General features: G+C 64.8%; 26 protein-coding genes. 18 read left to right on the top strand and 8 right to left on the bottom strand.

The features are described 5' to 3' along the window. Window positions 1-141 precede the first annotated feature (141 nt). Window positions 142-1,473, top strand: a complete 1,332-nt coding sequence (locus ACNQQL_RS06170; protein WP_347063577.1) for an MFS transporter — start codon at window positions 142-144, stop codon at window positions 1,471-1,473. A gap of 10 nt (window positions 1,474-1,483) precedes the next feature. Here ACNQQL_RS06170 and ACNQQL_RS06165 read toward each other — a convergent pair whose 3' ends face one another. Both ACNQQL_RS06165 and ACNQQL_RS06160 read right to left on the bottom strand, forming a co-directional pair. After that, window positions 1,484-2,290, bottom strand: coding sequence for an IclR family transcriptional regulator (locus tag ACNQQL_RS06165; RefSeq protein WP_347063576.1), 807 nt, complete (start codon window positions 2,288-2,290; stop codon window positions 1,484-1,486). A gap of 81 nt (window positions 2,291-2,371) precedes the next feature. Continuing rightward, the gene (locus ACNQQL_RS06160; protein ID WP_347063575.1) at window positions 2,372-3,316 is read right to left on the bottom strand and encodes a LysR family transcriptional regulator; all 945 of its coding nucleotides are present in this window, start codon (window positions 3,314-3,316) and stop codon (window positions 2,372-2,374) included. 262 nt (window positions 3,317-3,578) lie between these two features. Between ACNQQL_RS06160 and ACNQQL_RS06155 the strand changes: the two genes are divergently transcribed. The 14 genes from ACNQQL_RS06155 (at window position 3,579) to ACNQQL_RS06090 (ending at window position 18,781) form a co-directional block, all read left to right on the top strand. Next, entirely contained in the window at window positions 3,579-4,901 is a 1,323-nt protein-coding gene (locus tag ACNQQL_RS06155) for a cation:dicarboxylate symporter family transporter (RefSeq protein WP_347063574.1), read from the top strand. Between the two features lie 23 nt (window positions 4,902-4,924). After that, entirely contained in the window at window positions 4,925-5,485 is a 561-nt protein-coding gene (locus ACNQQL_RS06150) for a carboxymuconolactone decarboxylase family protein (protein ID WP_347063573.1), read from the top strand. Window positions 5,486-5,498: 13 nt separating this feature from the next. Next, complete coding sequence (locus tag ACNQQL_RS06145) at window positions 5,499-6,326, top strand: SDR family NAD(P)-dependent oxidoreductase (protein WP_347063572.1); 828 nt, start codon at window positions 5,499-5,501, stop codon at window positions 6,324-6,326. Beyond that, window positions 6,326-7,162 carry an amidohydrolase family protein gene (locus ACNQQL_RS06140; protein ID WP_347063571.1) on the top strand — a complete coding sequence of 279 codons (837 nt, stop codon included), beginning with the start codon at window positions 6,326-6,328 and terminating at the stop codon, window positions 7,160-7,162. Before ACNQQL_RS06145 ends, ACNQQL_RS06140 begins: the two co-directional genes overlap by 1 nt. Before the next feature lie 79 nt (window positions 7,163-7,241). Further along, window positions 7,242-8,027: a substrate-binding domain-containing protein gene (locus tag ACNQQL_RS06135; protein WP_347063570.1), complete on the top strand. Its 786-nt coding sequence runs from the start codon at window positions 7,242-7,244 to the stop codon at window positions 8,025-8,027. Between the two features lie 32 nt (window positions 8,028-8,059). Then, window positions 8,060-8,950 carry an alpha/beta fold hydrolase gene (locus tag ACNQQL_RS06130; protein ID WP_347063569.1) on the top strand — a complete coding sequence of 297 codons (891 nt, stop codon included), beginning with the start codon at window positions 8,060-8,062 and terminating at the stop codon, window positions 8,948-8,950. A 61-nt stretch (window positions 8,951-9,011) separates the two neighbouring features. After that, complete coding sequence (locus tag ACNQQL_RS06125) at window positions 9,012-9,902, top strand: alpha/beta hydrolase (protein ID WP_347063568.1); 891 nt, start codon at window positions 9,012-9,014, stop codon at window positions 9,900-9,902. An 810-nt stretch (window positions 9,903-10,712) separates the two neighbouring features. After that, window positions 10,713-11,708: a porin gene (locus ACNQQL_RS06120; RefSeq protein WP_347063567.1), complete on the top strand. Its 996-nt coding sequence runs from the start codon at window positions 10,713-10,715 to the stop codon at window positions 11,706-11,708. 155 nt (window positions 11,709-11,863) lie between these two features. Beyond that, the gene (locus ACNQQL_RS06115; RefSeq protein WP_347063566.1) at window positions 11,864-13,810 is read left to right on the top strand and encodes a glycoside hydrolase family 3 protein; all 1,947 of its coding nucleotides are present in this window, start codon (window positions 11,864-11,866) and stop codon (window positions 13,808-13,810) included. Window positions 13,811-14,034: 224 nt separating this feature from the next. After that, on the top strand, window positions 14,035-14,997 hold the full coding sequence (locus tag ACNQQL_RS06110) for an alpha/beta hydrolase (RefSeq protein WP_347063565.1): 963 nt from the start codon (window positions 14,035-14,037) through the stop codon (window positions 14,995-14,997). Next, complete coding sequence (locus tag ACNQQL_RS06105; RefSeq protein WP_347063564.1) at window positions 14,973-15,470, top strand: cupin domain-containing protein; 498 nt, start codon at window positions 14,973-14,975, stop codon at window positions 15,468-15,470. The genes ACNQQL_RS06110 and ACNQQL_RS06105 overlap by 25 nt, the downstream gene beginning before the upstream one ends. 139 nt (window positions 15,471-15,609) lie before the next feature. Continuing rightward, window positions 15,610-16,290 (top strand): hypothetical protein, encoded by a 681-nt coding sequence (locus ACNQQL_RS06100; RefSeq protein ID WP_347063563.1) that lies wholly within the window; start codon window positions 15,610-15,612, stop codon window positions 16,288-16,290. A gap of 195 nt (window positions 16,291-16,485) precedes the next feature. Further along, window positions 16,486-17,445 (top strand): amidohydrolase family protein, encoded by a 960-nt coding sequence (locus ACNQQL_RS06095; RefSeq protein WP_347063562.1) that lies wholly within the window; start codon window positions 16,486-16,488, stop codon window positions 17,443-17,445. A 4-nt stretch (window positions 17,446-17,449) separates the two neighbouring features. Further along, a complete protein-coding gene (locus tag ACNQQL_RS06090; RefSeq protein ID WP_416392531.1) occupies window positions 17,450-18,781 on the top strand; it encodes an MFS transporter in 1,332 nt (443 codons plus the stop codon). 196 nt (window positions 18,782-18,977) lie between these two features. Here ACNQQL_RS06090 and ACNQQL_RS06085 read toward each other — a convergent pair whose 3' ends face one another. The 3 genes from ACNQQL_RS06085 to ACNQQL_RS06075 form a co-directional block, all read right to left on the bottom strand. Further along, a complete protein-coding gene (locus ACNQQL_RS06085) occupies window positions 18,978-19,247 on the bottom strand; it encodes a hypothetical protein (protein ID WP_347063560.1) in 270 nt (89 codons plus the stop codon). After that, window positions 19,244-19,405 carry a hypothetical protein gene (locus ACNQQL_RS06080; protein WP_347063559.1) on the bottom strand — a complete coding sequence of 54 codons (162 nt, stop codon included), beginning with the start codon at window positions 19,403-19,405 and terminating at the stop codon, window positions 19,244-19,246. The genes ACNQQL_RS06085 and ACNQQL_RS06080 overlap by 4 nt, the downstream gene beginning before the upstream one ends. A gap of 73 nt (window positions 19,406-19,478) precedes the next feature. Then, window positions 19,479-20,132 carry a response regulator transcription factor gene (locus ACNQQL_RS06075; protein ID WP_347063558.1) on the bottom strand — a complete coding sequence of 218 codons (654 nt, stop codon included), beginning with the start codon at window positions 20,130-20,132 and terminating at the stop codon, window positions 19,479-19,481. Window positions 20,133-20,355: 223 nt separating this feature from the next. Between ACNQQL_RS06075 and ACNQQL_RS06070 the strand changes: the two genes are divergently transcribed. After that, on the top strand, window positions 20,356-20,646 hold the full coding sequence (locus tag ACNQQL_RS06070) for a hypothetical protein (RefSeq protein WP_347063557.1): 291 nt from the start codon (window positions 20,356-20,358) through the stop codon (window positions 20,644-20,646). Between the two features lie 74 nt (window positions 20,647-20,720). On the opposite strand, the gene ACNQQL_RS06065 is transcribed toward ACNQQL_RS06070, so the two are convergent. The 3 genes from ACNQQL_RS06065 to ACNQQL_RS06055 form a co-directional block, all read right to left on the bottom strand. Beyond that, on the bottom strand, window positions 20,721-21,440 hold the full coding sequence (locus tag ACNQQL_RS06065; RefSeq protein ID WP_347063556.1) for a Bax inhibitor-1/YccA family protein: 720 nt from the start codon (window positions 21,438-21,440) through the stop codon (window positions 20,721-20,723). A 264-nt stretch (window positions 21,441-21,704) separates the two neighbouring features. Next, window positions 21,705-22,055, bottom strand: coding sequence for a chaperone modulator CbpM (locus ACNQQL_RS06060; protein WP_347063555.1), 351 nt, complete (start codon window positions 22,053-22,055; stop codon window positions 21,705-21,707). A gap of 6 nt (window positions 22,056-22,061) precedes the next feature. Beyond that, window positions 22,062-22,982 carry a DnaJ C-terminal domain-containing protein gene (locus ACNQQL_RS06055; protein ID WP_347063676.1) on the bottom strand — a complete coding sequence of 307 codons (921 nt, stop codon included), beginning with the start codon at window positions 22,980-22,982 and terminating at the stop codon, window positions 22,062-22,064. Between the two features lie 432 nt (window positions 22,983-23,414). Here ACNQQL_RS06055 and ACNQQL_RS06050 point away from each other — a divergent pair, with 432 nt between their 5' ends. Both ACNQQL_RS06050 and ACNQQL_RS06045 read left to right on the top strand, forming a co-directional pair. Next, on the top strand, window positions 23,415-25,148 hold the full coding sequence (locus ACNQQL_RS06050) for an ABC transporter permease subunit (RefSeq protein ID WP_347063554.1): 1,734 nt from the start codon (window positions 23,415-23,417) through the stop codon (window positions 25,146-25,148). 8 nt (window positions 25,149-25,156) lie between these two features. Continuing rightward, the gene (locus ACNQQL_RS06045) at window positions 25,157-26,497 is read left to right on the top strand and encodes a nitrate/sulfonate/bicarbonate ABC transporter ATP-binding protein (RefSeq protein ID WP_416392530.1); all 1,341 of its coding nucleotides are present in this window, start codon (window positions 25,157-25,159) and stop codon (window positions 26,495-26,497) included. Window positions 26,498-26,627 lie beyond the last annotated feature (130 nt).

Here is a 26,627-nt window from a genome sequence, read left to right as displayed (position 1 = left end):
CTGTCAGGTTTGCGCCGGTTGTTCCATCCAGTGAAACAACGTGGTTGCGGACGAGCGCGAGCCGTCGATAATCGATCTCACCGCCACCGGTTGGATGGACCGAACGGATGCCGCGGCGCGACCTACAAGACTGGAGACAAGATGCAACCCGCCATTGCAACGGAATCGCTCGAGCGAAGCGGCGCCGACCGGCCGGCACTCGACGCGGTTTATGCCAAGGTGACGAAACGGCTGCTGCCGTTCCTCTTCATCTGTTATGTATTCGCTTACATCGATCGCGCCAATATCGGCTTCGCACATCTACAGTTCTCGCGCGACATTGGTCTGACGGAAGCGTCGTTCGGCCTCGGTGTCGGACTGTTCTACGTCGGATACATGATTTTCGAGGTGCCGAGCAATCTGTGGCTCGCACGTGTCGGGGTGCGCAAGACGCTGATGCGGATCATGGCGCTCTGGGGGCTCGTGTCCGCGGGCACTGCGTTCGTGCAGACGCCGACCCAGTTCTATATCGCGCGGGTTTTGCTCGGCGCTGCGGAGGCGGGCTTCTTTCCCGGCGTCATCCTGTACTTCACGTACTGGTTCCCGTCGGCGCGCCGCGCCCGCGTGACGGCGATCTTCATGACGGCGATCTGTGTGTCCGGCATCGTCAGCGGCCCCGTTTCCGGCTTCATCCTGAACAACTTGTCGGGCATGTTTCAGCTTCGGGGATGGCAATGGCTGTTCGTGATCGAAGGGCTGCCGTCCGTCGTGGCCGGCTTGTTCGCATATGTTTATCTGACCGATCGCCCGGAGCACGCGAAATGGCTGAGCGCGGACGAGAAGGCGCTGCTGCGCCGCGAACTGGAACACGATGCGGCGCTCAAGGCTTCGCACGCGCATGGCTCGATCTGGGACGCGCTGAAGGAACCGCGGTTCTATTTCCTGACGTTCGCGTACTTCAGCGTGCCGTGGGCGAGCATCGTCGTGCACGTGTGGGCGCCGAGCGTGATCCGCAAGAGCGGCATCACGAACTTCTGGTACATCGGGCTGCTGTCGGCCATTCCTTACGTGTTCGGCGCCGTCGCGATGTACTGGCTCGGACGCCATTCCGATCGCAAGCTCGAACGCCGCTGGCATTTCATGGGCAGTGCCGTCATGGCGGCGCTCGGCGTCGCGCTGTTGCCTGCCGCCCACTCGCAACCGGCTGCGCTGATCGTGCTGCTCAGCATCGCCACGGCCGGCTATCTCGGGATGCTGTCGTTGTTCTGGACGATCCCGCCCGCGTATCTGTCGAGCACGGTAGCCGCGAGCGGCATCGGCCTCATCAGCAGTCTCGGCCAGTTCGGCGGCATCGCGGCGCCTTCGGTGATCGGCTACACGTCGACCCATTTCGGCAGCAGTGCGATCGGCCTGTATACGGTCGCGGCGGTGTCGATCCTCGGCGGGCTCGCGGTCGTGCTCGGCATCCCGGCTCGCGCGATTCGCGAACGCTGACGCGGCGTGCTCAGCTGTCGAGCTGGAGCGTCGCGACGACGATCTCGTCGCGCAGTTCGAGCAGCCGCGCGGACAGGCGCTCGGCGACCGACGACGGCGCATCCGGCGTGCGTACGCTGAAATTGAGCACGAGCGGCCGGTGGCCGGCAATCTCGAGCGGGGTCGCCAGCGCGACGACCTCGGGTTGCCAGCTCGCCACGCAAAAGCCGCGCGCATGCACCGACGCGACCGCGTCGTCGATTTCCGCCCGGATCTGCGGCCACGACTGGCGATGGCGTTTGAGCGCGGCGAGCTGCTTCGAACGGGTCGGGTCAGGCAACGACGCGAGATACGCGCGTCCGAGCGACGTCAACGCCATCGGCACGCGCTGCCCGCTCACCACCGTGCGCAGCGACGCGCGAGGGCTGTAGCGGATCGATTCGAGATACACCATGTCGTCGCGGTCCGGCCCGGCGATGCCGACGTTGATATGCAGCGCCTGAGCCGTTTCCCGGATGCGCGGTGCGGCTGCCTGCAGCACGGTCGAGCTGCTCCGCAGGGCCTGCGCGAGGCCGAGCACCGGCAGGCCGAGCCGATAGCCGCGCCGAACGGCGTCGTGTTCGAGATAGCCGGCTTCGACGAGCGTGCGCGCGAGCCGGCTGACCGTCGCCTTCGGCAGGCCGGTCAACTCGACCAGGTCGCCGTTGCCGAGCAGGGTCGCGCCGGAGCCGAACGCGCGCAGCAATTCCAGCCCGCGCTCCAGGGAGCGGTTCGAAACCGTCGAAGTCGAGGTGCGTTCGGTTGCGTCGGACGAACGCGAGGGGCGAGGTTCACGCATGGTTCCAGTCGCTCGGGATGATGAGAATCGGGAGAGTGTCGAATGTGTCGCGTGCAAGGCCGTCCAACCGTGTCGGGCGGGCTATTCGCCCACGCCGGCCGCGAGCCACACGACCTGATCGCTCCAGGTCTGGTCGCGCGTAAAGCGGAACAGTGTGTCCTTGAGCAGGCGGATCCACGCATCGACGAGGCGCGACTGACGATTTTCGCGCAACGTGCTGATCGATACGGTCGAGCGGATCGCCGGCCGCTCGATCGCGATCGCCTTCAGCTCGCCCCGCGCCAGTTCTTCCTGGATCGCGACGTAGGTGAGCAGCGAATAGCCGACGCCCGCGCGGACGAGCTGCTTGGTCAGCGCGACGCTGTCGATCTCGAACTCGACGCGCAGCCGGACGCCGTGCTGAACGGCGGCCTGGTCGATCAGCCGCCGGTTGCTGTGCGGCAGGCCGGGCAGGATCAACGGTACGTTCGCGAGGTCGCGAATCTGCAACGCTTTTCGCGCGGGTGGCGCATCGGGCGGCGCGACGACGATCAACGGCTCGCTGAAGAGCGGGACGATATCGAATGCATCGAGCGGCGGCTGGTTGTAGACCACCGCAAGATCGACGCGCCGGTCGAGCACCCATTCCTGCAGCGAGTTGCTGAGCCCCTCGCGAACGTGGAGCGATACGCCGGGCCAGTGCGCGTGAAAGTCGCGAACGAGATCGGTGCCGATCAGCCGGCCGATCGTCGGCGGCAGCCCGACGGCGAGATAGCCACGCTCGGCGTCGGCGCTGGCGCGTACGTGGTCCGCCGTTTCGCTGACCATCCGCGTGATCATTTCGGCATGCTCGAGCAGGCGCGAGCCCGCGGCCGTCAAACGTACGCCGCGGCCATAGCGCGTGAAGAGCGCCACGCCGATTTCTTCCTCGAGCTTGGCGATCTGCCGACTCAGCGCCGGTTGCGCGATATACAGCTCCGCGGCCGCGCGGCTGAAGCTGCCGGCGCGGGCGACGTGGATGAAGCTGCGCAGTTCTCGAATGTCCATGTCGATTTTGAGCTATGCCGTCGTGGCATAGAAATACATGTTTATAAGGTCTTTGTCAAAGAAGTCGGCCGATTCTATGCTGAGAACAGATAGCAAATCGACCTATAACGATTCCGGAGACACCATGCCATCCCGTTCTCGCATCCATTCCATTCCTCATTCGCCTCGTTCGCGGCTGCGCCGCGTCGCTTCGCCGCGCCGCTGCTGAGCGTTTTCCCGCTCGCCCGACGAATTATCGACAACGACATAGGAAGGAATACTGATGAAAAGCTTGAAGAAACTTCACGTCCAGGTATTGATCGCGCTGGCGTGCGCGATCGTACTGGGCCTGCTGGCGCCCAGGACCGCGATTGCGATGAAGCCGTTCGGGCAGGGGTTCATCGCGCTGTTGAAGATGATGCTCGCGCCGATCATCTTCTGCACGCTGGTGCAGGGCATGGCCCATGTGAAGGACCTCAGGATGCTGGGGCGAATGGGCGTGAAATCGCTCGTGTACTTCGAAGTGGTCAGCACGATCGCGATGGTGCTGGGCTTCGTGATGGTCAACGCGTTCCCGCCGGGAGCGGGCCTCCATGCCGCCAACATCGCCGAGAGCGCCGAAGCGCTGAAGACGACGTCGAACGCCGGCGAGATCTCGGCCGTCACGTATTTGCTGAGCCTCATTCCGCATACGCTGGTCGATGCGTTCGCGAAAGGCGACATCGTGCAGGTCCTGATCATCTCGATCCTGGCCGGGCTCGCGCTGAACGTATCGGTCGGTGCCGATTCGGTGGTGCTGCGCGGGATCGACGAGACGCAGAAGGTGCTGTTCCGGATGCTCGCGTTCATCATGCGCCTCGCGCCGCTCGGTGCGTTCGGCGCGATGGCGGCCGCGGTCGGAAGTTACGGCGGTGTGACGCTGCTGTACCTGTTCAAGGTCATCGTTCTCTACTACGCGACGTCCGCGATCTTCGTGTTCGGTGTGCTCGGCGCGATCAGCTGGTCGATCGGCCTGCCGTTCGCCGGGATCATGCGGCTGATTCGCGACGAGCTCTTGCTGACGCTCGGTACGGCATCGAGCGAAGTGGTGTTTCCGCGCCTCGTCGAAAAGATGAAGCGCGCCGGCTGCGACGAGGTCGTGGTCGGGTTCGTGCTGCCGGCCGGCTACAGCTTCAATCTCGACGGCACCGCGATCTACATGGCGATCGCGATCGGCTTCATCGCCCAGGCGACCGATACGCCGTTCTCGCTCTGGCAGCAGCTGGGCCTGCTCGCGATTCTGAGCCTGACGTCCAAGGGCGGCACGACCGTGGCCGGCGGCGCGTTCGTCAAGCTTGCCGCCACGCTGCAGTCGGTCCGCTCACTGCCGCTCGCCGGGCTCGGTCTGCTGTTCGGCATCGACCGGATCATGGCGACCGCGACGGCACTCGTGAACGTGGTCGGCAACACGATGGCGGTATTCGCGATCGCCCGCTGGGAAGGGCTGTTCGATGCCGCGGCGTTCAACCGCGAAACCGGGCGCACGGCGCGACGTTCGATGCTGCGCTCGCGCGTCGTGCCCGCCGATGCACGAACCGGACAATGCGGCGCGGCCGAAGCGAACTGAATTCTGTCGAGGTGATTTCATTCATGCAACGTATTTCTTCGCTCGCCCCCGAGCAACTGTCCGACGAACAGCGCCAGGTGTACGACGCGATCGCCAGCGGGCCCCGCAAAGGCGTGCGCGGTCCGCTGGCCGTCTGGCTGCATCGCCCGAAGCTCGCCGGCTGCGCGCAGGCCCTCGGCCAGTACTGCCGATATGACAGCAGCGTGCCGCCGCGACTCTCCGAGCTGGTCATCCTGTCGATGGGGCGTCACTGGCTGGCCGAGTACGAATGGGCCGCGCACAAGCCGTTCGCGCTGGAGGCCGGGCTCTCGATCGACGTGATCGATGCGATTCGCGACGGCGTCGAGCCGCCGTTCGTCCGCGACGACGAGAAGCTCGTCCACACGTTCGTGACGCAACTGCATGAACGGCACGCGATCGACGACGCATTGTATGCGGCGCTCGTCGACACGCTGGGCGAAGGCGCGGTCGTGGATCTCGTCGGCATTGCCGGCTACTACACGCTGATCTCGATGACGATCAAGGTTTTCAACGTGCCGCCGCCGGCCGGCGTGGCACCCGAACTTCCCGCAACACACGGTTGAATCCATCCACATCATGAACGACACATCCATCAATGAAGCAGGCGCAGGCCGCCTACAAGGCAAGGTCGCGATCGTGACCGGCGCGGGCTGCGTCGGCCCCGGCTGGGGTAACGGCCGCGCGGTTGCCGCGCTGTTTGCCGCCGCGGGCGCGAAGATCTTCGCCGTCGACATCAACATGGACGCGATGGCGGAAACGGTACGTCGCGTCACCGAGCTCGGCGGCGAAATCACCGCGCATACGTGCGACGTCACGAACAGTGGTGCCGTCGCGGCGATGGTCGAAGCATGCCGCGAAACCTATGGTCGAGTGGACATCCTCGTCAACAACGTTGGCGGTTCGTCTGCGGGTGGCCCGGTCGCGCTGTCGGAAGAGGCATGGGACAAGCAGGTCGCGTTCAACCTGAAGAGCGTCTACCTGACCTGCAAGCACGTGCTGCCGGTGATGGAGCAGCAGGGCGCCGGCGCGATCGTCAACACCGCGTCGACCTCCGGCATCCGCTGGACCGGCTCCGCGCAGGTCGCGTACGCCGCCTGCAAGGCCGGCGTGATCCAGCTGTCGAAGGTGGTGGCCGTCGAATACGCGAAGAAGGGCATCCGCGTCAACACGGTCGTGCCGGGCCAGCTGCATACGCCGATGGTCGAGGCGCGTCTCGCCGGACAACGCTCCGGCGGCGATGTCGACAAGCTGCTCGAAAGCCGGCTCGCCCGCATTCCGCTCGGCTTCATGGGCGACGGCCGCGACACGGCGAACGCCGCGCTGTTCCTGGCCTCCGACGAAGCACGCTTCATCACCGGGACGGAAATCGTCGTGGACGGCGGCATGACGGCACGGTGCGATTGATGGAGCAAGCTCGACATGGCCGCCCGGCAGGCAGCGCATGGGATTGCCACACGCACGTCTACGGGCCGTGGGAATGGTTTCCGTTGCCTGCCGACGCCGCGTACCAGCCCGAGGCAGCGCCGATGAAACGCCTGCTCGCGCTGCACGAACGGCTCGGCGTCACGCATGGCGTGATCGTCCAGGCCGCGTGCTATCGGCACGATCACACCGCGTTGCTGGCGGCGATCGCCGCGACCGGCGGCACCTATCGCGGCGTCGCGCTCGTCGACGACACGATGGACGACGGGACGCTGCGCGAGCTTCATGAAGGCGGCGTACGCGGTATCCGGTTCAACTTCATGGGGCACCTGCCCGGCGAGCGCGACACGGACAAGCTGCTGCGCACCGCGGAGCGCGTGGCGGCGCTCGGCTGGCACGTGCTGCTGCACGGCCGGCTCGCCGAACTGCTGCCGGTGCTCGACCAGTGGGCCGGGGTCGACATTCCGATGGTGATCGACCACATGGCGCGCCCGTCGTTGCACACACCGTGGACCGACGACGAACGCGACGCGTTGCTCGCGCATCTCGGCGATCCCTATCGCTGGATCAAGCTGTCCGGAGTGGATCGGTTCGCAGGCGGTGACGCGCGCGCATGGCCCGATGCGCGGCCGCTCGCGCGCCGGCTGCTCGATGCCGCGCCGGACCGGTCGATCTGGGGATCGGACTGGCCGCATCCGAACATCGAAGGCGCGCCGCCGGACGACTTCGCACTGCTGACGTTCGTTCGCGGCCTGTGCGGCGACGATGTGCTTGCCGATGCCGTGCTGGCCGGCAATCCGCTGCGGCTCTATGGCTGAGCCGAAACCGTCGGCGAATCGCTGCCCGGCGGACCAACGAAAAACGCATTCGACTTGCGGTGAACCTCGAGGAGGAGACATGAAGGAAAAATCGAGCTGGCGGGCTTGCGTGGCCGCCGCGGCATGGGTAACGCTGTGCGCGGCGTCGCCGGGCGCGCATGCCGACGACATTCACGTGCTGGCAACCGGCGCGCTGCACGGCGCGTTCGGACAACTGGTGCCGATGTTTGAAAAGTCGTCGGGACATCGTCTCGAGATTGCCTGGGGGCCGTCGTACGGCACGTCGGACGAGTCATTGCCGATGCGCCTGCGCAACGGCGAGAAGGTCGACATCTGCTTCATGATCAAGCCGGCGCTTCAGCAGGAAGTCGACGGCGGCCGATTCGACCGGGCCACGCTGTCGGATATCGCCGCCAGCGGAATCGGCGTCGCGGTACGCAAGGGTATCGCCGTGCCCGACGTCAGTACGGACGACGCGCTGCGTCGCGCGTTGCTCTCGGCCAAATCGGTTGCTTTCTCCGAGGGGGCGAGCGGCACCTATATCGTCGGCACGCTGTTCAAGCGGCTCGGCATCGCCGAGCAGATGAAATCGAAGAGCGTGCTCATTCGCGGCAAGGAACTGGTCGGCACCGCACTCGCGCGCGGCGACGCCGAACTGGGGCTGCAGCAGATCAGCGAACTGAAGGTGACGCCGGGCATCGACTTCGCGGGGCCGCTGCCTGCCGACGTGCAGAAGACCAGCGTGATCTCGTCGGCGATCGCCGTGAATGCGCAAGCCGCCGATGCATCGCGCGCGTTCGCGGCTTTCCTGAAGACGGCGCCCGCCGTGGCCGTTCTGCAGAAAACCGGCCTCGATCCGCTTTGAGGCGACGGTCCGTATCGACTCATGAGGAGACAATGAAAGCAAACCAGATCCTGGCGCGGCTCGTGCTTGCCGCCGCACTGGCAACCTCGGTTGCCGCCTGCTCCGCACCCCCTGCCGACGCGAACGCGGTTCAACGCACGCTCGTCTCGAAGGGCGATGTCCAGATCGAAACGCTTGCGCAAGGGCGCGGGCCGGTGATCGTGATCCTGCCGTCGCTCGCACGCGGCGCGGAAGATTACGACGAAGTCGCGCGCATGCTCGCGCACGACGGATTTCGTGTATTGCGGCCGCAACCGAGAGGCATCGGCCGCAGCACGGGGCCGATGCGCGACCTCGACCTGCATGCATTCGCATCCGATGTTGCGCTCGTGCTCGATCACGAGCACACGGGGCCCGTCGTGATCGTCGGCCATGCGTGGGGCAGCCAGCCCGCCCGCATGCTCGCGGTCGACCGCCCCGATCTCGTGCGCGGCCTCGTGATGGCCGCGGCTTCGGCGGGCAAGTTGCCGCCCGGATCGACCGAGAAACCGTATGGCCGCCTGCGCGAAGCGATCGACGGCGCAGGCGATCCTCGGGTGCCGGAAGCGCAGCGGCTGACCTACCTGCGGCAGGCGTTCTTCGCACCGGGGCACGACCCGAGTGCATGGTTGACCGGCTGGTATCCGGCGGTACACACGGCACAGGCACATGCGCGCAATGTCACGCCGATCGATGCGTATTTCGGTGGCGGCACGGTGCCGATGCTCGATCTGCAGGCGCAGTACGACGCCGTCGTCGTGCCGAACGTGTTCAAGCCATGGCTCGGCGATCGCGTGATCGTGCAGGTTGTCCCGAACGCCGGTCACGCAATGGCGCCCGAGCAGCCGCGCGCGATGAGCGATGCGATCGCATCCTTTGCGCGCAAGGTCTACGGCACGAGCTGATCAGCCGCGGAACGCGCCGAGAGAAATGAATGCGTCTTTCAATCAATCTGGAGTCCAGAACATGAAGGTATCGAAACGCGGCATCGTCGCCGCATGCGTATTGTGGTGGGCGGCGTCCGCCTTTGCATCGTCCGCCGCCCCCGCGGTCGATCGGGAAATCGTCCGGCATGGCGATGTGCAGATCGAGGTGATGCGCCAGGGGCAAGGACCGCTGATCGTGATCCTGCCGTCACTCGGACGCTCGGGCCGGGATTACGACGCCGTCGCCGCGCGGCTCGTGGCCGACGGCTTTCGCGTGCTGCGCCCCGAGCCGCGCGGTATCGGGCAGAGCAAGGGGCCGATGGAAAACTTGTCGGTCCATGATTTCGCGGCGGACGTAGCAACGGTGATCGAGAACGAGCATCGCGGACCGGCGATCGTCGTCGGCCACGCTTGGGGGAATTTCCCCGCGCGCATGCTGGCCGTCGATCGGCCCGATCTCGTTCGCGGGGTCGTGCTCGCGGCCGCGTCCGCGGGCAAGGTGCCGCCCGGTTCGACGGAAAAGCCGATCAGCGCGGAGATTCGGCAGGCGATCGACGGCGCCGGGGACCTGTCGCTGCCGGAAGCCAAGCGGATCGAATACCTGAAGAAGGCATTCTTCGCACCAGGCAACGATCCGCGGGTCTGGCTCGACGGCTGGCATGCCGCCACGCACGACGCCGAATCGCATGCGCGCGAGACGACGCCGGTCGACGCGTATTTCGCGGCCGGCACCGCGCCGATCCTCGACCTGCAGGCCGAACACGACGCCGTTGCGCCCCGCCGGTTCTCGAACGTGCTGAAGTCGATGCTCGGCGATCGCGTGACGATCGTGAGGATTCCGGATGCCGGCCACGCGCTTGCACCCGAACAGCCGGCCGCAATGGCTGACGCCATCGCAGCCTTTGCGCGGAAGATCAAGACCGCGCAGTGATGATCATGCACGGCGGCTCCATCGAGCCGCCGTGCATGATCGAGGGGAGTGCGCCGTGCTCCCCCGCAAGCTTTCCACCTGACGTGTGCGGACCTGTCCGTATGCGCATCCCGACACGACCTCGCGTGTCATGTCACGCTGCCCCTCCTTAATTTCGATTGTTGCCGAGACAGGGACGCCGCGTCGTCACGTTGCGCGATGCCGGACCTTGGGCGGCACTGCGGAGCACCGTCAAGTCTCCATATCGAATGTCGTGCGTCGCCATTGATCTCGTGTGTCGAACGCGCAAGCGACGGCGATGTGCGCATGGCGCCGATTAATTTACGCAACTACATAATAGTCAATGCCGTTGTTTCAAGGAATGAAACTGCACCATTGAGAGAAATAAGGGATCGTTTATCGTTCTGACTCGTGCCGCGGTTGTCAGCAAATGCAGTTCGAGTTCGACATGAGTATCGTCCGCGGACTGTAGATATGCTGCGCGCCGGTATCTCGGTGGATTGCGGTGCGGAGCGGGCGTTCCGGAAACCGATGTCGCACCATGAACGGGCACGCAGTCGACGAGCAGGGGCGAGCGACGTTTCGGCAGAGTTCGATGCTTGCGCCGGCAACTGCGCGACACCGGCCTGATCGCATGGTGATCGGATTCGATGGGGCGCAGATGGCATGTCCCTTGCGCTCTCAGGTGCAGTGGCATGGCCGGTCAGGGTCGGCACACGGACCTCAAATGTCTGCTGGCGATCTCAGATCAATAAGTACAACGATACGAATTTCTGGGGATGGTCGATGAGAAGTCGAAGGATCGAGATAATGGGACTGCTGATGATTTCAGGAGCTGCCGCCGCACAATCCAGTGCGACACTTTTCGGCGTGGCAGACGCGTCGGTCAGGCGGATAGGCAACGGGGCGGATGCCGCCTATTCGATCGGAAGCGGGGGACTTGCCGCGAGCCGGCTCGGCTTTCGGGCGGACGAGGATATCGGAGGAGGAACGAAGGTGCGCGCCTGGCTGGAGGGCACGGTGAACTTCAATGACGGCACGGGCAATCCGTCCCGCTACTGGAACCGGCGTTCGACGTTGAGCGTGATCGACCGCTATGGCGAACTGCGAATGGGCCACGACCTGACGCCGAGCTATACGTCGTTCGGGGAGTTCGACACGTTCGGCGTCAGCGGTCTGGCCGACCAGGGGAAATTCTATTCGACGGCGTTCGGCAGTGGCATCGAGGCGACCGGGCTTTGGGCTCGTGCCGACAACATGATTGCGTATTACACGCCGCCCCGTCTCGGCGGATTTTACGCGCAGGCTGCCTATGCGCTGGGTGGAGGCGAGCGGGCGAAGCGGTATGCAGGCGGCCGCGTCGGCTATGCGAACGACGCCGTCAACGTCACGGCGGCATTCGGCGTATTCGACGGTCTGCAGGGGCCGCTCAAGCGCACCGGCTTTGCGGTCAGCTATGACCTCAAGTACCTGACATTACTGGGGTCGGCGGTGCGCAACCAGTATCTGGAAGCGTCCCGGCTGATAGCGCAAGCCGGGGTGATCGTACCCGTTAATCCGTTTCTTTCCTTTCGCGCCAACTTCACGCGTGTGAGTGAATCCGGTGCATTGGGCAAGACCTCGATCGATGCAAATCACGCCACCCAGGTCGCAGTGGGCTACACGTACGCGCTTTCCAAGAGGACGAGCACGTATGGAACGGTCGTGCGACTGAGCAACAAGGGCGGCGATGCATTCGGCTTCGGCACGCAGCCGGTTGGGCGCCTGCTCGTCGGTGCGGAGCTCGGCGTCAGCCATCGCTTCTGAAGTACGGCGATCGATTGTAAAGGCGGCGCATATCGTGCCGGAGCGACTGGCAGGTTGCAGTTCACTTCGGCGAATTTCTCCTTCAGTACCTTTCGGAAAAGGATGAAACCCAGGTGATTCGATCGAGATCCATCTCTGGTGTAGTCGGCGTACTGTTGCTCTCCATTCTGGCAGTGGCCGGGTGCGGAACCTCGCGCCCGGAATCCTCGAAGCAGGTCAAACTCGCCGGCGGTGCAATTCCGCTGATCCACGCCGACGGATTGCTGTTCCGCGATCTGGACCGCAGCGGCGTGCTGGAGCCGTACAAGGATTGGCGCCGGCCCGCTGCGGTGCGGGCTGCCGATCTCGTTTCAAGAATGACGCTCGAGGAAAAGGCCGGCGCGATGATGCACGCGAATCCACCGGCGAAAGAGGCGGCGGGCGTGCCGGGAGCCGGCTCGGCATGGGACACGGCTGCCGTCGGCCGCCTCGTGCTCGACCGTCACGTGACGTTCTTTCTGAACCGGCTCAAAGCCGACCCGGCGAGCCTGGCGAATCAGCAAAACGCGCTGCAGGCGATTGCAGAGCAGGGGCGCCTCGGGATCCCCGTCACGATCAGCAGCGATCCGCGCAGCCAGTTCTCGTATGCACAGGGTGTAAGCGTCGACGCCGGCGCCTTCACGAAATGGCCGGATCCCGCCGGCATGGCGGCGACGGGCGATCCGGAACTGGTCCGTCGGTTCGCCGACAGCGTGCGCCGGGAATACCTGGCAGTCGGCATCCGGATGGCGTTGTCGCCGCAAGCCGACCTGGCCGCCAATCCGCGCTGGCATCGCAGCAGCGGAACGTTTGGAAGCGATCCGGCGGCGTCAGCGCGATTCGTTCGCGCCTATGTGACCGGCATGCAGGACGGCGAATCCGGGATTCACCGGAGCAGCGTCGTGTCGGTCATCAAGCACTGGGTCGGCTATGGCGCGACGATGAACGACGGGGCGGACGCACATAACTACTACGGACGCCTGCTCGATATCGACGGGGCGAACATCGAGCGGCACATTATGCCGTTTACCGGCGCATTCGCCGCGCGGGTCGGCGCGGTGATGCCTTCGTACGGGATGCCTGCGGCGCCATTTCGCGTGCGCGGCAGCGCCGAACCGGTCGATCCGGTTGGCATGGGATTCAACCGAGCCATGTTGACCGATGTATTGCGCGGCCGCATGGGGTTCGACGGCGTCGTACTGTCCGACTGGCAGATCACCGACGACTGCACGCGGGTATGCCGGAACGGCGCGAGTCCCGGCGAGAAGCCGCAGTTCTCCGACATTGCGATGCCGTGGGGTGTCGAAGCGCTCGACAAGGCCGGGCGTTACCTGAAGGCGATCGACGCGGGGGTCGACCAGTTCGGCGGCACGAGCGACCCGGAGATCGTCGTGGGTCTCGTCACGAGCGGAAGACTCGACGTGTCGCGGGTCGATGCGGCCGTGCGGCGAATCATGACGCAGAAGTTCGAGCAGGGGCTCTTCGAGGATCCGTACGTCGATGCCGGCCGTGCCTCGTCGATCGTGGGAAATGCCGAATTCAGGCGGATCGCACTCGATGCGCAGCACCGCTCGCAGGTATTGCTGAAGAATAGCCGCCATCTGCTGCCGGTGAGCCGGACGATGACGAAGGTATTCGTGTATGGGTTCGACGCGGAGGCCATGCGACGGCGCGGGTTCACGGTCGTGCGGCATCCCGAGGAAGCGGATTTTGCCGTCGTCGGTATGGCGACGCCGTTCGAGGTGCTGCATCCGAACTTTTTCTTCGGTGCACGGTACCGCGAAGGCAGCACGCGTTTCAGGGCGGACGATCCGGCGTTCGCCATGCTTGAGAAAACCGCCGCCGCCGTGCCGACCATCGCGTCGATATACATGGAGCGCCCGATCGACCTGTCCGGTATCGCGAACCGCGCGACGGCGATCGTCGCCAATTTCGGTGCGACGCCCGACGCGATCGTCGATGTCCTGACCGGCGAGTCCGGCCCTGTCGCTCGCCTGCCGTACGACCTGGTATTGACCGATCGCCTTCACGAGCAAACGAACGAGCCGGTGTCCTATCGAATGGGTGAAGGGCTCGGGTACTAATCTATTTTGCATTGTTAGCGAGGAACGTATCGATGGTATTCAGACATCTCAGACGATGCCGGACGCTGGCCTGTCTGGCGACGGCCGTGGCGATCACGTCCGCCGCAGGCGGTATGGCGTCCGCGGCGGAGTTCGGTCCGTAGCAGTTCATCCCGACGAAAGTCACGCGGCATGCGTCGTTCTATGTCGGCGGGCGGTATGTCGAGACGGACGGCAAGACGACGATGGACGGACAGATGTATGTCGAGGGCTGGGCGCCCGCACGCATCACGCATCGGTATCCGATCGTGTTTCTTCACGGTCTCGGCCAGACGGCGACGAACTGGATGAGCACGGCGGACGGGCGAAAAGGGTGGGCCGACTACTTTGTCGATCAGGGTTACGTGGTCTACATGATCGATCAGCCCGATCGCGGCCGCTCGTCCTGGTCGACGGACGCCGATCGCCGGTTTCGGGTGACCGATGTCGCGATGGCGCAGCGCCTCTTTACGTCGCCGGAGCGCGACAAGGGATGGCCGCAGGCGGAAAAGCACACGCAATGGCCCGATGCCGGGCGGCGTGGCGACCCGGTGTTCGATGCGTTCTATGCCGCACTCGTGCCGTCGCTTGCCGACAACGTGCAGAGTGAACTGCTCGTCAAAAATGCGGCGGCCGCGCTGCTCGACAAGATCGGACCCGCCATCCTGCTCGTCCATTCACAGGCCGGCCTGTTCGGCTGGTCGATTGCCGACACCAGGCCGCAGCTTGTCAAGGGGATCGTATCGGTCGAGCCGTCGGGGCCGCCGTTCCAGAACGCCACGCAAGCGAAACCCGAACTCGCGTGGGGGCTGACGAACATTCCCGTTCAGTACGACCCGCCCGTCACCGACCCGGCGCAGCTGACGATCGAACAGCAGGACACACCAGACGGAAAGGATCTGACGAAATGCTGGCTCCAGAAGGAGCCGGCCCGCAAGCTCGTGAATCTTCAGCATGTGCCGGTGCTGGTGTTGATCAGCGAGGCGTCCTATCACGCGCCCTATGACCACTGTACGGCGTCATTTCTCGAACAGGCCGGTGTGAAGACGACATTCGTGCGCCTCGACGCAATAGGCATTCACGGCAACGGGCACTTGATGATGCAGGAAAAAAACAACCTGGACGTCGCCGCCGTGATCCACTCGTGGATCGCGAAGACGATGCGATGATGCGCGCGAGCGTGCATTCGGGTAATGAAAGACCATTTGAGGAATCGATCATGCATCGTAAATTGGACAAGTTGCGTTGGCACCATCTCGTCGGCGCGGTACTGGCACTGGCTTGGAGCATCTCGCATGCGCAGGCGCTGCCCTCGCAGCGGGTCGGCGTCGACGGGAAGACGCTCGGGTCGATCCCGTTGAGCGCCGAGTTCCTGGCGGCGGGCGGCAGTCGCGAATTGCGAATGCGCGAAGTCACCATTCAGCCCGGCGGCGTATTACCGATGCACAGCCATCGCGATCGGCCGTCCGTCTCGTATGTTCTGAGCGGGACCGTGACCGAATATCTCGACGGCGCCCAGGCACCGCGGGAAGCACTGGCAGGTCAGGCCTACACCACGTCCGGCCCGCGCGCGCACGCGCTGCGCAATACCGGCTCGGTTCCGGCGGTGTTTCTCGAGGTCGACCTGCCGCCCGCCAAATAGCTCGACGTCCGCCGAGACGGTCCGCATACGGCAGATCCGTGCGGACCTATTCATTCCGGTTATAGGTTTCTATCGATAAAAGGTTTTGGTCAATCCCGGGAAAAGTGTTCACAGTGACTGGCATAAACAGGAGACGAGCTTGCACGATGCCACGACGCTGCCGAGCGCCATGTTGATGGTCATGATGGAACCGCCGTCCGATCTCGAGGACGAGTTCAACGACTGGTATGACACCGAACATTTCCCCCAGCGCCGATCGCTGCCCGGATGCATCGCGGCTTCGCGATGGGTATGTGTGCAAGGGTGGCCCCGCTGGATGGCGCTTTACGATCTGGCGAGCGTCGACGTGCTGCGAAGCGACGCGTATCGTTCGATGTCGGGCAGGCAATCGACGCCCTGGACACGCCGGATCATGTCGCGCACGGTGGGCCGACGCCGCGTCGTGGCAACGGCGCTTGCCGGAACCACGGCGATCCAGCATGCCGGATGGGAAACGTCGCGGCTCGTCGTGATGGGCATTCCGGTCGAGACGCATGGCGACGCGCTGGATGTCGCCGGGGGGCTGCAACGTCAACTGGCCTCGTCGAACGAGGTGCTTCAGCTTCGCGGATTTTTCGAATCACGCGTTCAGCCGACGCACGACGGCCCGCATCAAAGCGCAGTACCGGCAGGCATCGCATGGTTCATTGCCGCGCTCGTCGCGCCCATGGAGCACGCACTCCTCGACGCGACGCGCCGGGGCGCAGCCGGCCACTCCCTGACGGTATTCAATGTCTACACGCCGTACCTGCGTGATTCCGGCCTGTCAGCCGACCCGTAAATGCAGATGGGGCTTGTGTCGGATCGGCGTGCCCGATCTGCAACCAGTTCGGCCTTGAATACAGGATTCCGAACTACCAATCAAGACTTCAAGACTTGATCGCACAGCTCGATCGCCTCGATCGGACACGCGCAGTCTCGCGCCCGACTACGTGCGTACGAATGCCGGATTCGCACCACGCGCGCGCGCCGAACGATGCGTTCTCCGGTGCGGTACCCGTACCTTTCGCCTACCTTCAAGGAATCTGTCGACATGACCATGCCTTCTCCGAATTCCTCGGGGCACTCACTCAAATTTTCTCCGCCGCCGCTGGCGGAACCGCGTCGCCCGGTCTTGCGCCTGCCGGCAAACAGCTGCGACGCGCATTGTCATGTGTTCGGGCCGTTCGACCGCTATCCGCTGCCCGACGACCGCAGTTTCGATCCATCTGCGGCACCCGAAACTGCGTTGCGACGACTGCACGAGCGCCTCGGCTTCTCGCGCGCCGTGATCGTGCAGAGCCAGGGCCATGGGTTCGATCATCGGCCGATGCTCGACGCGTTGCGCGACGGAGCCGGGCGTTACAAGGGTGTCGCACTCGTTCGGCCGGGCGATCCCGATGAGCTCCTCGCGGAGTACGACGCGAACGGGGTGTGCGGCGCACGGTTCAACTTCCTTGCGCATCTCGGCGGCCGTCCGGATTTGAACGCGGTCAGGACGGTTGCCGCGCGCATCAGGCCGCTCGGCTGGCATCTGGCGATTCACGTGTCCGGGCAGGACATCATCGAGTTTTCGCCGTTCATCCGTTCGCTCGACATGCCGGTTGTCATCGATCACATGGCGCGTCTCGACATCGACGAAGGGGCGGACAGCCCGTCGGTGCGGGCGTTGTGTGCGTTGCTCGATACGGGAAACGTATGGGTCAAGCTGTCGGGCGCAGACCGGATGTCGAAGGCCGGGGCGCCGTTCGAGGACACTCTGCCTGTCGCGCGCCGCTTTGCCGAACACGCGCCCGAGCGCGTTCTGTGGGGCAGCGACTGGCCGCACGTCAACCTGAGCCATCCGATGCCGGACGACGGCGACCTGGTCGATCTGATCGCACGGATCGTGCCGGACGAGACGCGCCGCATCCAGATGCTGGTCGACAATCCCGCTCACTTCTTCGGATTCAGGTGAACCCATGGCATCGACGCTCTCTATTGCGCACGACCGACCGGATGTGACGAAAGACGCCGCGCTTCAGCGCGCGTTGCGCAAGAACCTGATCCGTCTCGTCCCGCTGCTGGCGATCGGCTATTTCTTCAATTACATCGATCGCACCAACATCGGCTTTGCGGCGCTGACGATGAACCGCGATCTCGGCCTGACCGGCAGCCAGTTCGGCATGGCCGCCGGTCTGTTTTTCGTCGGCTACTGCGTGCTCGAGGTGCCGAGCAATCTCGCGCTCTATCGGTTCGGCGCGCGGCGCTGGCTGGCCCGCATCATGATCAGCTGGGGGCTGCTGTCCGCCGCCTGTGCGTTCATCCAGGGGCCGACCAGCTTCTACGTGCTTCGCGTGCTGACCGGTGCGGCCGAAGCGGGCTTCTTTCCCGGCGTGCTGTTCTATCTGTCGTGCTGGTTTCCGAAAGCGTGGCGTGTGCGCGTGCTGGCGTGGTTTCTGGTCGCGATTCCATTGTCGTCGGTAGTGGGCGGCGTGCTGGCGGCGTTCATCATGCAACTGGACGGGGCAGGGGGGCTCAAGGGCTGGCAATGGCTTTTCATCGTCGAAGGGTTGCCTGCGTGCCTGCTCGGCCTGCTGACCCTGTGGCTCCTGCGCGACCGCCCCGAACAGGCCGACTGGCTGACGCGGGAGGAATCCGCGGCGCTCTCCGAAGTCCTGGCCCGGGAATCGGCCGAACTGCCGAAAAGGAATTTCGGCGCCGTGCTCCGCGACGCGAGGGTCTGGTTCATGGTCGGCATTCTCTTCTGCTATTGGATCGGCATCAACGGCATTGCGATCTGGTTGCCGCTGATGCTCAAGGGGCACGGATTGTCGACGTTCTCGGTGGGCCTGCTGTCGGGGGTGCCGTATCTCGTCGCGGCGGTCGTCATGATCGTGTGGGCCAGGCTGATGGAGCGTCACGGCAGGCACCTGCTGCATCTCGCGCTGGCGTGCGTCGTCTCCGCCGCGGGGTTGATATTCGCCGTCGTTTTTTCGTCGCTGCTGCCCGCGCTCGTCGGCATGGTGTTCGCGGTGATCGGGTTGAGCGCGGCGCGGCCTGCGTTCTACAGCCTGCCGTCGCGATATCTGACCGGGATCGCGGCGGCGGGTGGCATGGCGTTCATCAACTCGATGGGCAGCCTCGGCGGCTACGTCGGCCCGTGGATGGTCGGCGTGCTCAAGGACACGACGCATTCGTATGCACCGGGAATGCTGGCGATGTCGGTGTCGCTCGCGCTCGCCGCGCTTTTGACGTGGGGTCTTGCGGTCTATACGCGACATGAATCGTCCGGAGAGACGAACGGCAACTGATGCGAGGTGGGCGCGCAAATTCGGGCAGCCGGACAAGTGGGTCGTCCGGGGCCCGAGCCGGCGATAATGCCGACAAAGGAGTCAAAGCCTTACTGGGCCTAACGGCAGCTGACCGGAAAAATGCGTGGAAATCAAAGGCACTCCTACTACAAATTTTCGTACGCTAACTTTCATTATGTCAAATTATGACGCTATCCTAAGTACGAGTCGGCATGACATCAATCACACCGCTCGTGCGAAGTCTGAGCCTGATGATGAGTACCCGCCCGATCCCGGCGTCGTGCTCCACCTGCTCGAGGTCGAGCATCTGTCGCACGACGCGCTCGGCCGGATCCTGTAGGCCACGAGCGCGGTGACGGTCGTCGTCGAGCCGACCAACGAAGCGTGGATCGCGGTGCGCGATGCGGTACACCAACTCGATCGACGCCGCACTGACGCTTGCGTCGGAATCGAGCGCGCGGCTCACTCACCGACGCCGCCGCGGAGCGCATCGCTGCGCGCGGCGTAACCGGCACGCCGAAGATCGCCAATGTCGAACCGGGCGGCGAAGATGTCGCGCAGCGGATCCCGATCGTCGCGGAGGAAACCGGCGCCGACCTGACCTGGTATCACACCGGATTTCAATGCAGAAGCTGCATGGCAGGATCTGCCGTGCGATTTCTCACACGAATGGCGTGCCACCCATAGTAGCGATCGACTACCCGAGCGTGTTGTCGCCAAGATCCAGCAACTGGTGACGTAGCGCAAAACGAATCATGTCCGATTCATTGGCCAGATCCAGTTTTTCCATAATGCGCGACTTGTATGTGCTGACCGTTTTGATGCTGATGTCCAGGCTACCTGCCGTCTGCGAAATGGATTGTCCGGATGCCAAACCAACCAGGACCTCGAACTCCCGCGCAGTCAGGCGATGATGAGCGAGCGCCTCACCGTCGCCGTTAATGACTTGCGCCAACAGATCGCCCACCATCGTGCTCACGTATACCCCGCCGTCGGCAAGCTTTCGAACCGCATCGGTCAGATCCGAGTTCGAACAGGTCTTTGAAAGAAATCCCGAAGCCCCGGCCCTGAAAACGCGCACTGCATGGGTCTGTGCGGAATGCGCGGTCAGAACGAGCACCCGGACATCCGGGTGCTCGTTCTTGATTTGCCTGATAAGGTCGACTCCGTGAATACCGGACATCATCAATCCGAGCGACAGCACGCGCGGCTTCACAGCGCACACGAGTTCGAGTGTGCCGGCCCCATCTGTCGCTTCACCTGCGACATCGAAGCCGTGGGCCTCCTCGAGGACGTTGCGCACACCGGCCCGCATGACAGCATGCGCGTCGGAAATCACCACTTTGATCATGACAAACACCCATCCACTCGGCAGGTGAACGAACCCGGAACGGCGTGCGATTCACTGGCGCCGATTTGTTTGAAAGCATGGGGCCATGAACGCGTCTCGTCTGCACGCTGTCGTACAAAGCTCAGCGACATGGCCGATCGCCGCGGCACGCGCGCTTCCGGCAAGACAAGGCCCGTTCGAGCCCGGTGCCGAATGTCGAGCGATACCCCGACGTGGTGCCCCCTTGATCCAGATCAGCACGCAAGGCAGGCCAGTGGCGATGCTGTTCATACGGCGTCAACGGTGTTCCCGCCTGCCGTACAACGTCATCCATACACACGTCAAAGGAGTTGCCATGCGTGCCGAACGGGTAAAGGAGCTGTGGGCCGAATTTGATGACCTTGCTTCGAAAAGCGAAAACGAGGATGTTCAATTTCTGATCCGGGCGATCAAGCTGCATGCGGAGCTGATGGATGCCCGACTCGCCGCGCTCGAGGCGTCGGGCGGCGTCAACGTTCAAACCAAACCGACGTGACGTGCGGCCGGTTGCGGAGAGCCGGACCGGGCTCATCGCGGCCCGGCCGCCTGTCCCGATCCGCAATCGCTCGCCTAGCTGCGGCGGCTACCGAAGAGCCGCAGCAGCATCAAGAAGAGGTTCAGAAAGTCGAGATAGAGCGCAAGCGCCCCCATGATCGCCTTCTTGCCGGCGATCTCGCCCTCTTCGCCTGCTATGTAGATACGCTTGATGCGTTGCGTGTCGTACGCGGTGAGTCCCGTGAACACGAGCACGCCGATCACGGAAACGACGAACTGCAGCGCCGAGGAAGCCAGGAAGAGATTCACGAGCCCCGCGATGATGATGCCGATCAGCCCCATGAACAGAAAGGAGCCGAAGCGGGAGAGATCGGCCCGTGTCGAGTAGCCATAGAGGCTCGTTGCACCGAAAGTGGCCGCGCTGATGAAGAATACGCGCGCAATGCTCTCGCCCGTGTAAACGAGGAAGATGCCGGAAAGGGAGAGCCCGACCAGCGCGGCGTAGGCCCAGAAGCTGACCTGCGCCGTGCCGAAGCCGATGCGCTCGATGCGGAAGCTCAGAAACATGACCAGCGCCAGCGGTGCGAACAGCACGACCCAGAAAAGGGGCGTTCCGACGATCGACCGGTAAAACCCGGTTGATGCGCCTAGGTAGGCAACGGCGCCCGTCAGCGCCAGGCCCCCGGCCATATAGTTGTAGATGCGCCGCACATACTCCCGAAGGCCGACATCGTCGCCGCCCGATACGCGCTGCGACTCTTCCGCTCGCATCTCCTTTCCAAGATCGTTTCCCATGATCAATTCTCCCCGGGCCGCAGTCGTGGCGGCCGCGCTTCGTCGTGGCCGTCCCCGTGATCAATCTCGCCCCTCGGGTCACCGAGCACCTTGACGCACATCAAGCCCATCGGTCGACCACCGCGTCGATCGACACCCGCTGCCACCGTGCGCGCCCGGACGCCGGAAATCGGGACGGCGGGCGCGGCGCTCGCGATCAGCCCGCGCAACGTCCGCCAGTCCGCTCGACAGGCGCCCGAGACCGGTTCGTGTCCTTGAGTTGAATCAGGCGGGGCCCGCGGGCGGCCCCGATTCCCGATGCGCGGCCGGGGTGGCCCGGGTGCGGGCGCGCAGCGCATCGATCTCGTCGAGCAGATCGAGTGCGAGCGCGATGCCGGGCGGGTTGATCATCAGATCCCGGGACAGGCGCTGCGCGATCGCGACACGGCGCAGCACTGCCCCGCTGAAACGCCACTCTCGCGGATACGCGCCCATCGGATCGAGTGCGCCCTCGGCGACCCACAGCGTCAGCTCCTCCTCGGACGCGCCGCTGATCCGGCACAGCTCGACGAACGTCAGTTCGACACGCTCGTCGATGACCTGTCCTTGCAGACAGGCGGTTTCGGATTCTTTCATGATGCGTCACCCGTAAAAATGCGCGCGCGGGTCGAAATCGAACGACTGGCGCATGGTGTCGTAGGCGGCCTTGCTCCGCTCGCTGTCGGCGGGCGGCAGGACAATATTCAGCTTCACGTACAGGTTGCCGGGCGGATCGCCGGGAATACCCTTGCCTTTCAATCTCAGCCGTCTTCCGGATGGCGAATTCCCGGGCACGGTCACCGCGACCTCGCCGTCGGGAGTCGGCGTCGTGACCATGGCGCCGAGTGCCGCTTCCCACGGCGCGACCGGGAGATCGACCGTCACATCCCGATCGTTCACCTGAAAACGCGGATGGTCGCGAAACGCGATCTCGAGATACAGGTCGCCGGGTGCAGCGCCGCCATGCCCTGCACCACCCTGTCCCGCCAACCGGATGAACTGTCCGGCCCGGATGCCTTTCGGGATGGAGACATTCAGCGTCCGCGGTTGCAGCCGCACGTGTCCCTGCGGGTCGACGACCGGCACGCTCAGCGAAATGACGCGCTGCGCGCCGCGATACGCGTCTTCCAGATCGACGACGAGCTTTGCATGGTGATCGCGCCCGGCGTTGAGCGACCCATCCGGCCTGGCCCGCCCGGCGGCGAAGATCGACGCCAGATAGTCGTCGAAGTCGGGCGGCGCGCCGGCTCCGCTGAATTCGAACCCTTCGTCCCAGTTCGGCTGTGGGCGAAATGCCTCGCCGCCATGCCAGCCGGCGCCGAGTCTGTCGTAGGCGGCCCGCTTCTCGGGGTCCTTCAATACCTCGTAGGCCTGCCCGACTTCCTTGAAATTCGCTTCGGCATCCTGATGCTTGCTGACGTCGGGGTGATATTTGCGCGCGAGCTTGCGATACGCCCGCTTGATGTCGTCTTGCGTCGCGTCGCGCGCCAGGCCCAGCACTTCGTAGTAATCCTTGTATTCCATGAGAAAGACCTGACGGTAAATGCGATTGACCGGCCGGTGCATGCGTCGATGCAGCCTGGCCGAGGCGGCGCCCTGTGCCGCGAATCCGGCATGGCGGCGCGAAAGCGTCGTCCACGCGCGTTTGCGCACCCTCTTTCGCAGAGTATTCAGGGATCCGGCAACGGGATTGATCCATCTCAACGCGCCCCGTTGATGTCGCGACGGTTTACAGGAGCCGGGCGGATTCGCGGCGGCGGCGCATGACCCGGGCGCCTGCGCGCGCAACCGGCCGGACCGCACCCGCCCGGCGACACCTCATCCGCGCGCATGCCCCCGATCCGGCCACCCGGCGCCGTCGGCTGTCCCGAGCGGCCCAGGCGATGCTTGACCCATGTCAATGGCCCGCCGGCAAGCGTGGCCGACGATGTGACGACACGGAACGGGGGGGCCACTTTGGAGCACCATGCGGACATCCTGCACGGCGGACGCTGGTACCCGCGCGCGCCCGACTGGCGCGACCCGCTTGCCGTCTTGCTGGTGCTCGGCCTGGTGGTGCTCGTCGGCGCCGGCGCGCGGCAGATGGTCGGCCCGCTCGTGATCGCGCAGCACGCAAGCGTCACGCTCGCGCCCGGCGCATTGCCGGGATACACGCTGCGCACGGTGATGCGCATGCTGGCCGCGTTGTTCGCCTCGCTGTGTTTCACCTTCACCTATGCGACGCTCGCCGCGAAGAGCCGCCGCGCGGAAATGGTGCTGATTCCGCTGCTCGACGTCCTGCAATCCGTGCCGATTCTCGGTTATCTGTCGTTTACGGTGGTGTTTTTCGTGTCGCTGTTTCCCGGCAATGTGCTCGGTGCCGAACTGGCGGCAATTTTCGCGATCTTCACCAGCCAGGCATGGAACATGGCGTTCAGTTTCTACCAGTCGCTGCGGATGGTGCCGCACGATCTGGACGAAGCGAGCCGCAGCCTGCGGCTGTCGGCTTGGCAGCGATTCTGGCGGCTCGAAGTGCCGTTCGCTATGCCCGGGCTGATCTGGAACACGATGATGTCGATGTCGGGCGGATGGTTCTTCGTGGTTGCCTCCGAAGCGATTTCGGTCGGCAACCTGCGAATCGCGCTGCCGGGCGTCGGTTCGTATGTCGCGCAAGCGATCGCGCAGCGCGATCTCCGCGCGGTCGGCTATGCGATTCTCGCCATGACCGTCGCAATCGCGCTCTATGACCAGTTACTGTTTCGGCCGATGGTCGCCTGGGCCGACAAGTTCCGCTTCGAGCAGACGGTCAGCCGAAGCGCGCCGCACAGCTGGGTGCTCGATCTGCTGCGGCGTTCCAGCCTGATTCGGCAGGCAAGCGCACCGCTCGGCTCGATCCTGCAGCGGGCCGCGCACGCGCGCCTCGCGTTGCCGCGGCATGCGCTCGCGCTGCGTCTGTCCTTGTCCCGGCGCGCGGGCGACGCGATCTGGCTGGCCTCGTGCGCCGCCGGCCTCGCGTACCTGGTCTCGGTCTTGCTGCGCGTCGCCGTGCCGCGCCTCGTCTGGAACGATGTCGCCGTCGTCGCGCACGACGGCCTGCTGACCTTGTCGCGGGTCGTCGTGCTGATCGTGGTCGCGTCGATCGTCTGGGTGCCGCTCGGGGTGCTGATCGGACTGCGTCCAAGGATGACGGAGCGCGTGCAGCCGATTGCGCAGTTTCTCGCGGCATTCCCCGCCAACCTGCTGTTTCCGGTGGCGGTCTTCCTGATCGTGCGCTTCGGCCTCGCACCGAAGATCTGGTTGAGCCCGCTCATGATCCTGGGCACGCAGTGGTACATCCTGTTCAACGTGATCGCGGGCGCGACCGCGCTGCCGGACGATCTGCGGGAAGCCGCCGCGAGCTTGCGCCTGCGGCCGCTTGCGTGGTGGCGCAAGGTGGTGCTCCCCGGCATTTTTCCGTATTACGTCACGGGTGCGATCACGGCGTCGGGTGGCGCGTGGAATGCCAGCATCGTGTCCGAAGCGGTCAGCTGGGGGCCGACCGCGCTCGACGGAGGCGGGCTCGGCGCCTATATCGCACGCATGACCGTTGCGGGCGACTACCTGCGCATCGCACTCGGCATCGCGATGATGTCGATCCTGGTGATCGCCACCAACCGCCTGCTGTGGCGTCCGCTCTATGCGTATGCGGAACGCCGCGCCCGACTGGATTGAGTCCGCCCATGTCCGAGCTTACGCCTGCTTCCATTCAGCCCGACGCCGCGCCGGCCATTCGCGAAGCGCCGCCCGTGATCGAACTGCACGATATCTGCATGTCGTTCGCGAAACCCTCGGGCGCGCCGCTGCCGGTACTGGCCGGCGTCGACCTGACGCTGCGCGAAGGCGAGATTCTTGGCTTGCTGGGGCGGTCGGGGTCCGGTAAATCCACGCTGCTGCGCATCGCGGGCGGCCTCGTCCAGCCCTCGTCCGGCCAGGTCCGTTATCGCGGCGCGCCGCTTGCGGGACCGGCGGAAGGAATCGGGGTCGTGTTCCAGACCTTCGCGCTCTACCCGTGGCTGACCGTGCTGGACAACGTCGAGCTGGGACTGGATGCGAGCGGCTTGCCGCGCGACGTGATTCGCCGGCGCGCGTTGTCGGTCATCGAACTGATCGGTCTCGACGGCTTCGAGTCCGCGTTTCCACGCGAACTCTCGGGCGGCATGCGGCAACGCGTCGGGTTTGCGCGCGCGCTGGTCGGCGAACCGGCGCTGCTGTTGATGGACGAGCCGTTCTCGGCGCTCGACGTGCTGACCGCCGACACGCTGCGCATGGATTTCCTGGATCTCTGGGCCGCGCGGCAGTTGCCGACCAAGGCGGTATTGCTCGTCACGCACAACATCGAGGAAGCGGTCCAGATGTGCGACCGCGTGCTCGTGCTGGGCGCGCATCCCGGTCATATCGTCGCCGAACTCGGGATTCCGCTGCCGCATCCGCGCCAGCGTCTCGACAGCCAGTTCCAGGCGCTTGCCAACGAAATCTACGCCATCCTGACCGCGCGGCTGGTCGAATCGCTCGATGCGCAGAGCAAGGGGCTGGCCGATTTCACGCAACGGTTGCCGGTGGTGTCGAGCCACCGCATCGACGGCTTCATCGAGACGCTTGCCGCCGGTTCGAGCAACGGCTACGCCGAGCTGTCGAAGATCGCCGGGCCGCTGCTCAAGGTGAACGAACTGCTGCCCGCCGCTGCCGCGCTGCATATCCTGGCGTTCGCGGAACTGCGCGACGGAGCGATACGGCTGACCGCCGCCGGCCGGGTCTATGCGCAGGGACGTGCGGCCGACCGCAAGCGGCTGTTGCGCGAGCATCTCGAGCACTTCGTCCCGCTTGCCGGCCACATCCGGGCCGTCCTCGACGAGCGTGACGGGCATCGGGCACCGCGCGAACGTTTCGAGCTCGAGCTGGAAGATCACCTCAACCGGCAGGACGCCGCGGATACGCTGCGAACCGTCATCGACTGGGGCCGTGCTTCGGGGCTCTACACCTACGACGACGCGACCCGCATGTTCGGCGCCGGTGATGACTAGCGCAGGCAGCCTTCGTCGCGCTCCTGCTTAACCGATCGGCGGCGGTCGTCCCGATCGTCACGTCAACCTGGACGGGGTACCCGTGATGCGCCAGCGTCGTCACATCGGGCCCATCGAATTTCCTGAAAAT

The sequence above is a fragment of the Burkholderia sp. LFS061 genome (assembly GCF_047978125.1).
GTDB lineage: Bacteria > Pseudomonadota > Gammaproteobacteria > Burkholderiales > Burkholderiaceae > Burkholderia > Burkholderia pyrrocinia_C.
Note: the sequence above shows the minus strand (reverse complement) of the source record. Positions and strands in the feature narration are given on the sequence as shown.

Bases quoted from the DNA above. Each gene is read 5' to 3' on its own strand.
- ACNQQL_RS06125 (WP_347063568.1), top strand. From the start codon at position 9,012: ATGAAGGTATCGAAACGCGGCATCGTCGCCGCATGCGTATTGTGGTGG.
- ACNQQL_RS06120 (WP_347063567.1), top strand. From the start codon at position 10,713: ATGGGACTGCTGATGATTTCAGGAGCTGCCGCCGCACAATCCAGTGCG.
- ACNQQL_RS06045 (WP_416392530.1), top strand. From the start codon at position 25,157: ATGTCCGAGCTTACGCCTGCTTCCATTCAGCCCGACGCCGCGCCGGCC.
- ACNQQL_RS06110 (WP_347063565.1), top strand. From the start codon at position 14,035: ATGGACGGACAGATGTATGTCGAGGGCTGGGCGCCCGCACGCATCACG.
- ACNQQL_RS06130 (WP_347063569.1), top strand. From the start codon at position 8,060: ATGAAAGCAAACCAGATCCTGGCGCGGCTCGTGCTTGCCGCCGCACTG.
- ACNQQL_RS06155 (WP_347063574.1), top strand. From the start codon at position 3,579: ATGAAAAGCTTGAAGAAACTTCACGTCCAGGTATTGATCGCGCTGGCG.
- ACNQQL_RS06165 (WP_347063576.1), bottom strand. From the start codon at position 2,290: ATGCGTGAACCTCGCCCCTCGCGTTCGTCCGACGCAACCGAACGCACC.
- ACNQQL_RS06150 (WP_347063573.1), top strand. From the start codon at position 4,925: ATGCAACGTATTTCTTCGCTCGCCCCCGAGCAACTGTCCGACGAACAG.
- ACNQQL_RS06160 (WP_347063575.1), bottom strand. From the start codon at position 3,316: ATGGACATTCGAGAACTGCGCAGCTTCATCCACGTCGCCCGCGCCGGC.
- ACNQQL_RS06075 (WP_347063558.1), bottom strand. From the start codon at position 20,132: ATGATCAAAGTGGTGATTTCCGACGCGCATGCTGTCATGCGGGCCGGT.
- ACNQQL_RS06055 (WP_347063676.1), bottom strand. From the start codon at position 22,982: ATGGAATACAAGGATTACTACGAAGTGCTGGGCCTGGCGCGCGACGCG.
- ACNQQL_RS06060 (WP_347063555.1), bottom strand. From the start codon at position 22,055: ATGAAAGAATCCGAAACCGCCTGTCTGCAAGGACAGGTCATCGACGAG.
- ACNQQL_RS06170 (WP_347063577.1), top strand. From the start codon at position 142: ATGCAACCCGCCATTGCAACGGAATCGCTCGAGCGAAGCGGCGCCGAC.
- ACNQQL_RS06095 (WP_347063562.1), top strand. From the start codon at position 16,486: ATGCGTTCTCCGGTGCGGTACCCGTACCTTTCGCCTACCTTCAAGGAA.
- ACNQQL_RS06065 (WP_347063556.1), bottom strand. From the start codon at position 21,440: ATGGGAAACGATCTTGGAAAGGAGATGCGAGCGGAAGAGTCGCAGCGC.
- ACNQQL_RS06140 (WP_347063571.1), top strand. From the start codon at position 6,326: ATGGAGCAAGCTCGACATGGCCGCCCGGCAGGCAGCGCATGGGATTGC.
- ACNQQL_RS06090 (WP_416392531.1), top strand. From the start codon at position 17,450: ATGGCATCGACGCTCTCTATTGCGCACGACCGACCGGATGTGACGAAA.
- ACNQQL_RS06145 (WP_347063572.1), top strand. From the start codon at position 5,499: ATGAACGACACATCCATCAATGAAGCAGGCGCAGGCCGCCTACAAGGC.
- ACNQQL_RS06135 (WP_347063570.1), top strand. From the start codon at position 7,242: ATGAAGGAAAAATCGAGCTGGCGGGCTTGCGTGGCCGCCGCGGCATGG.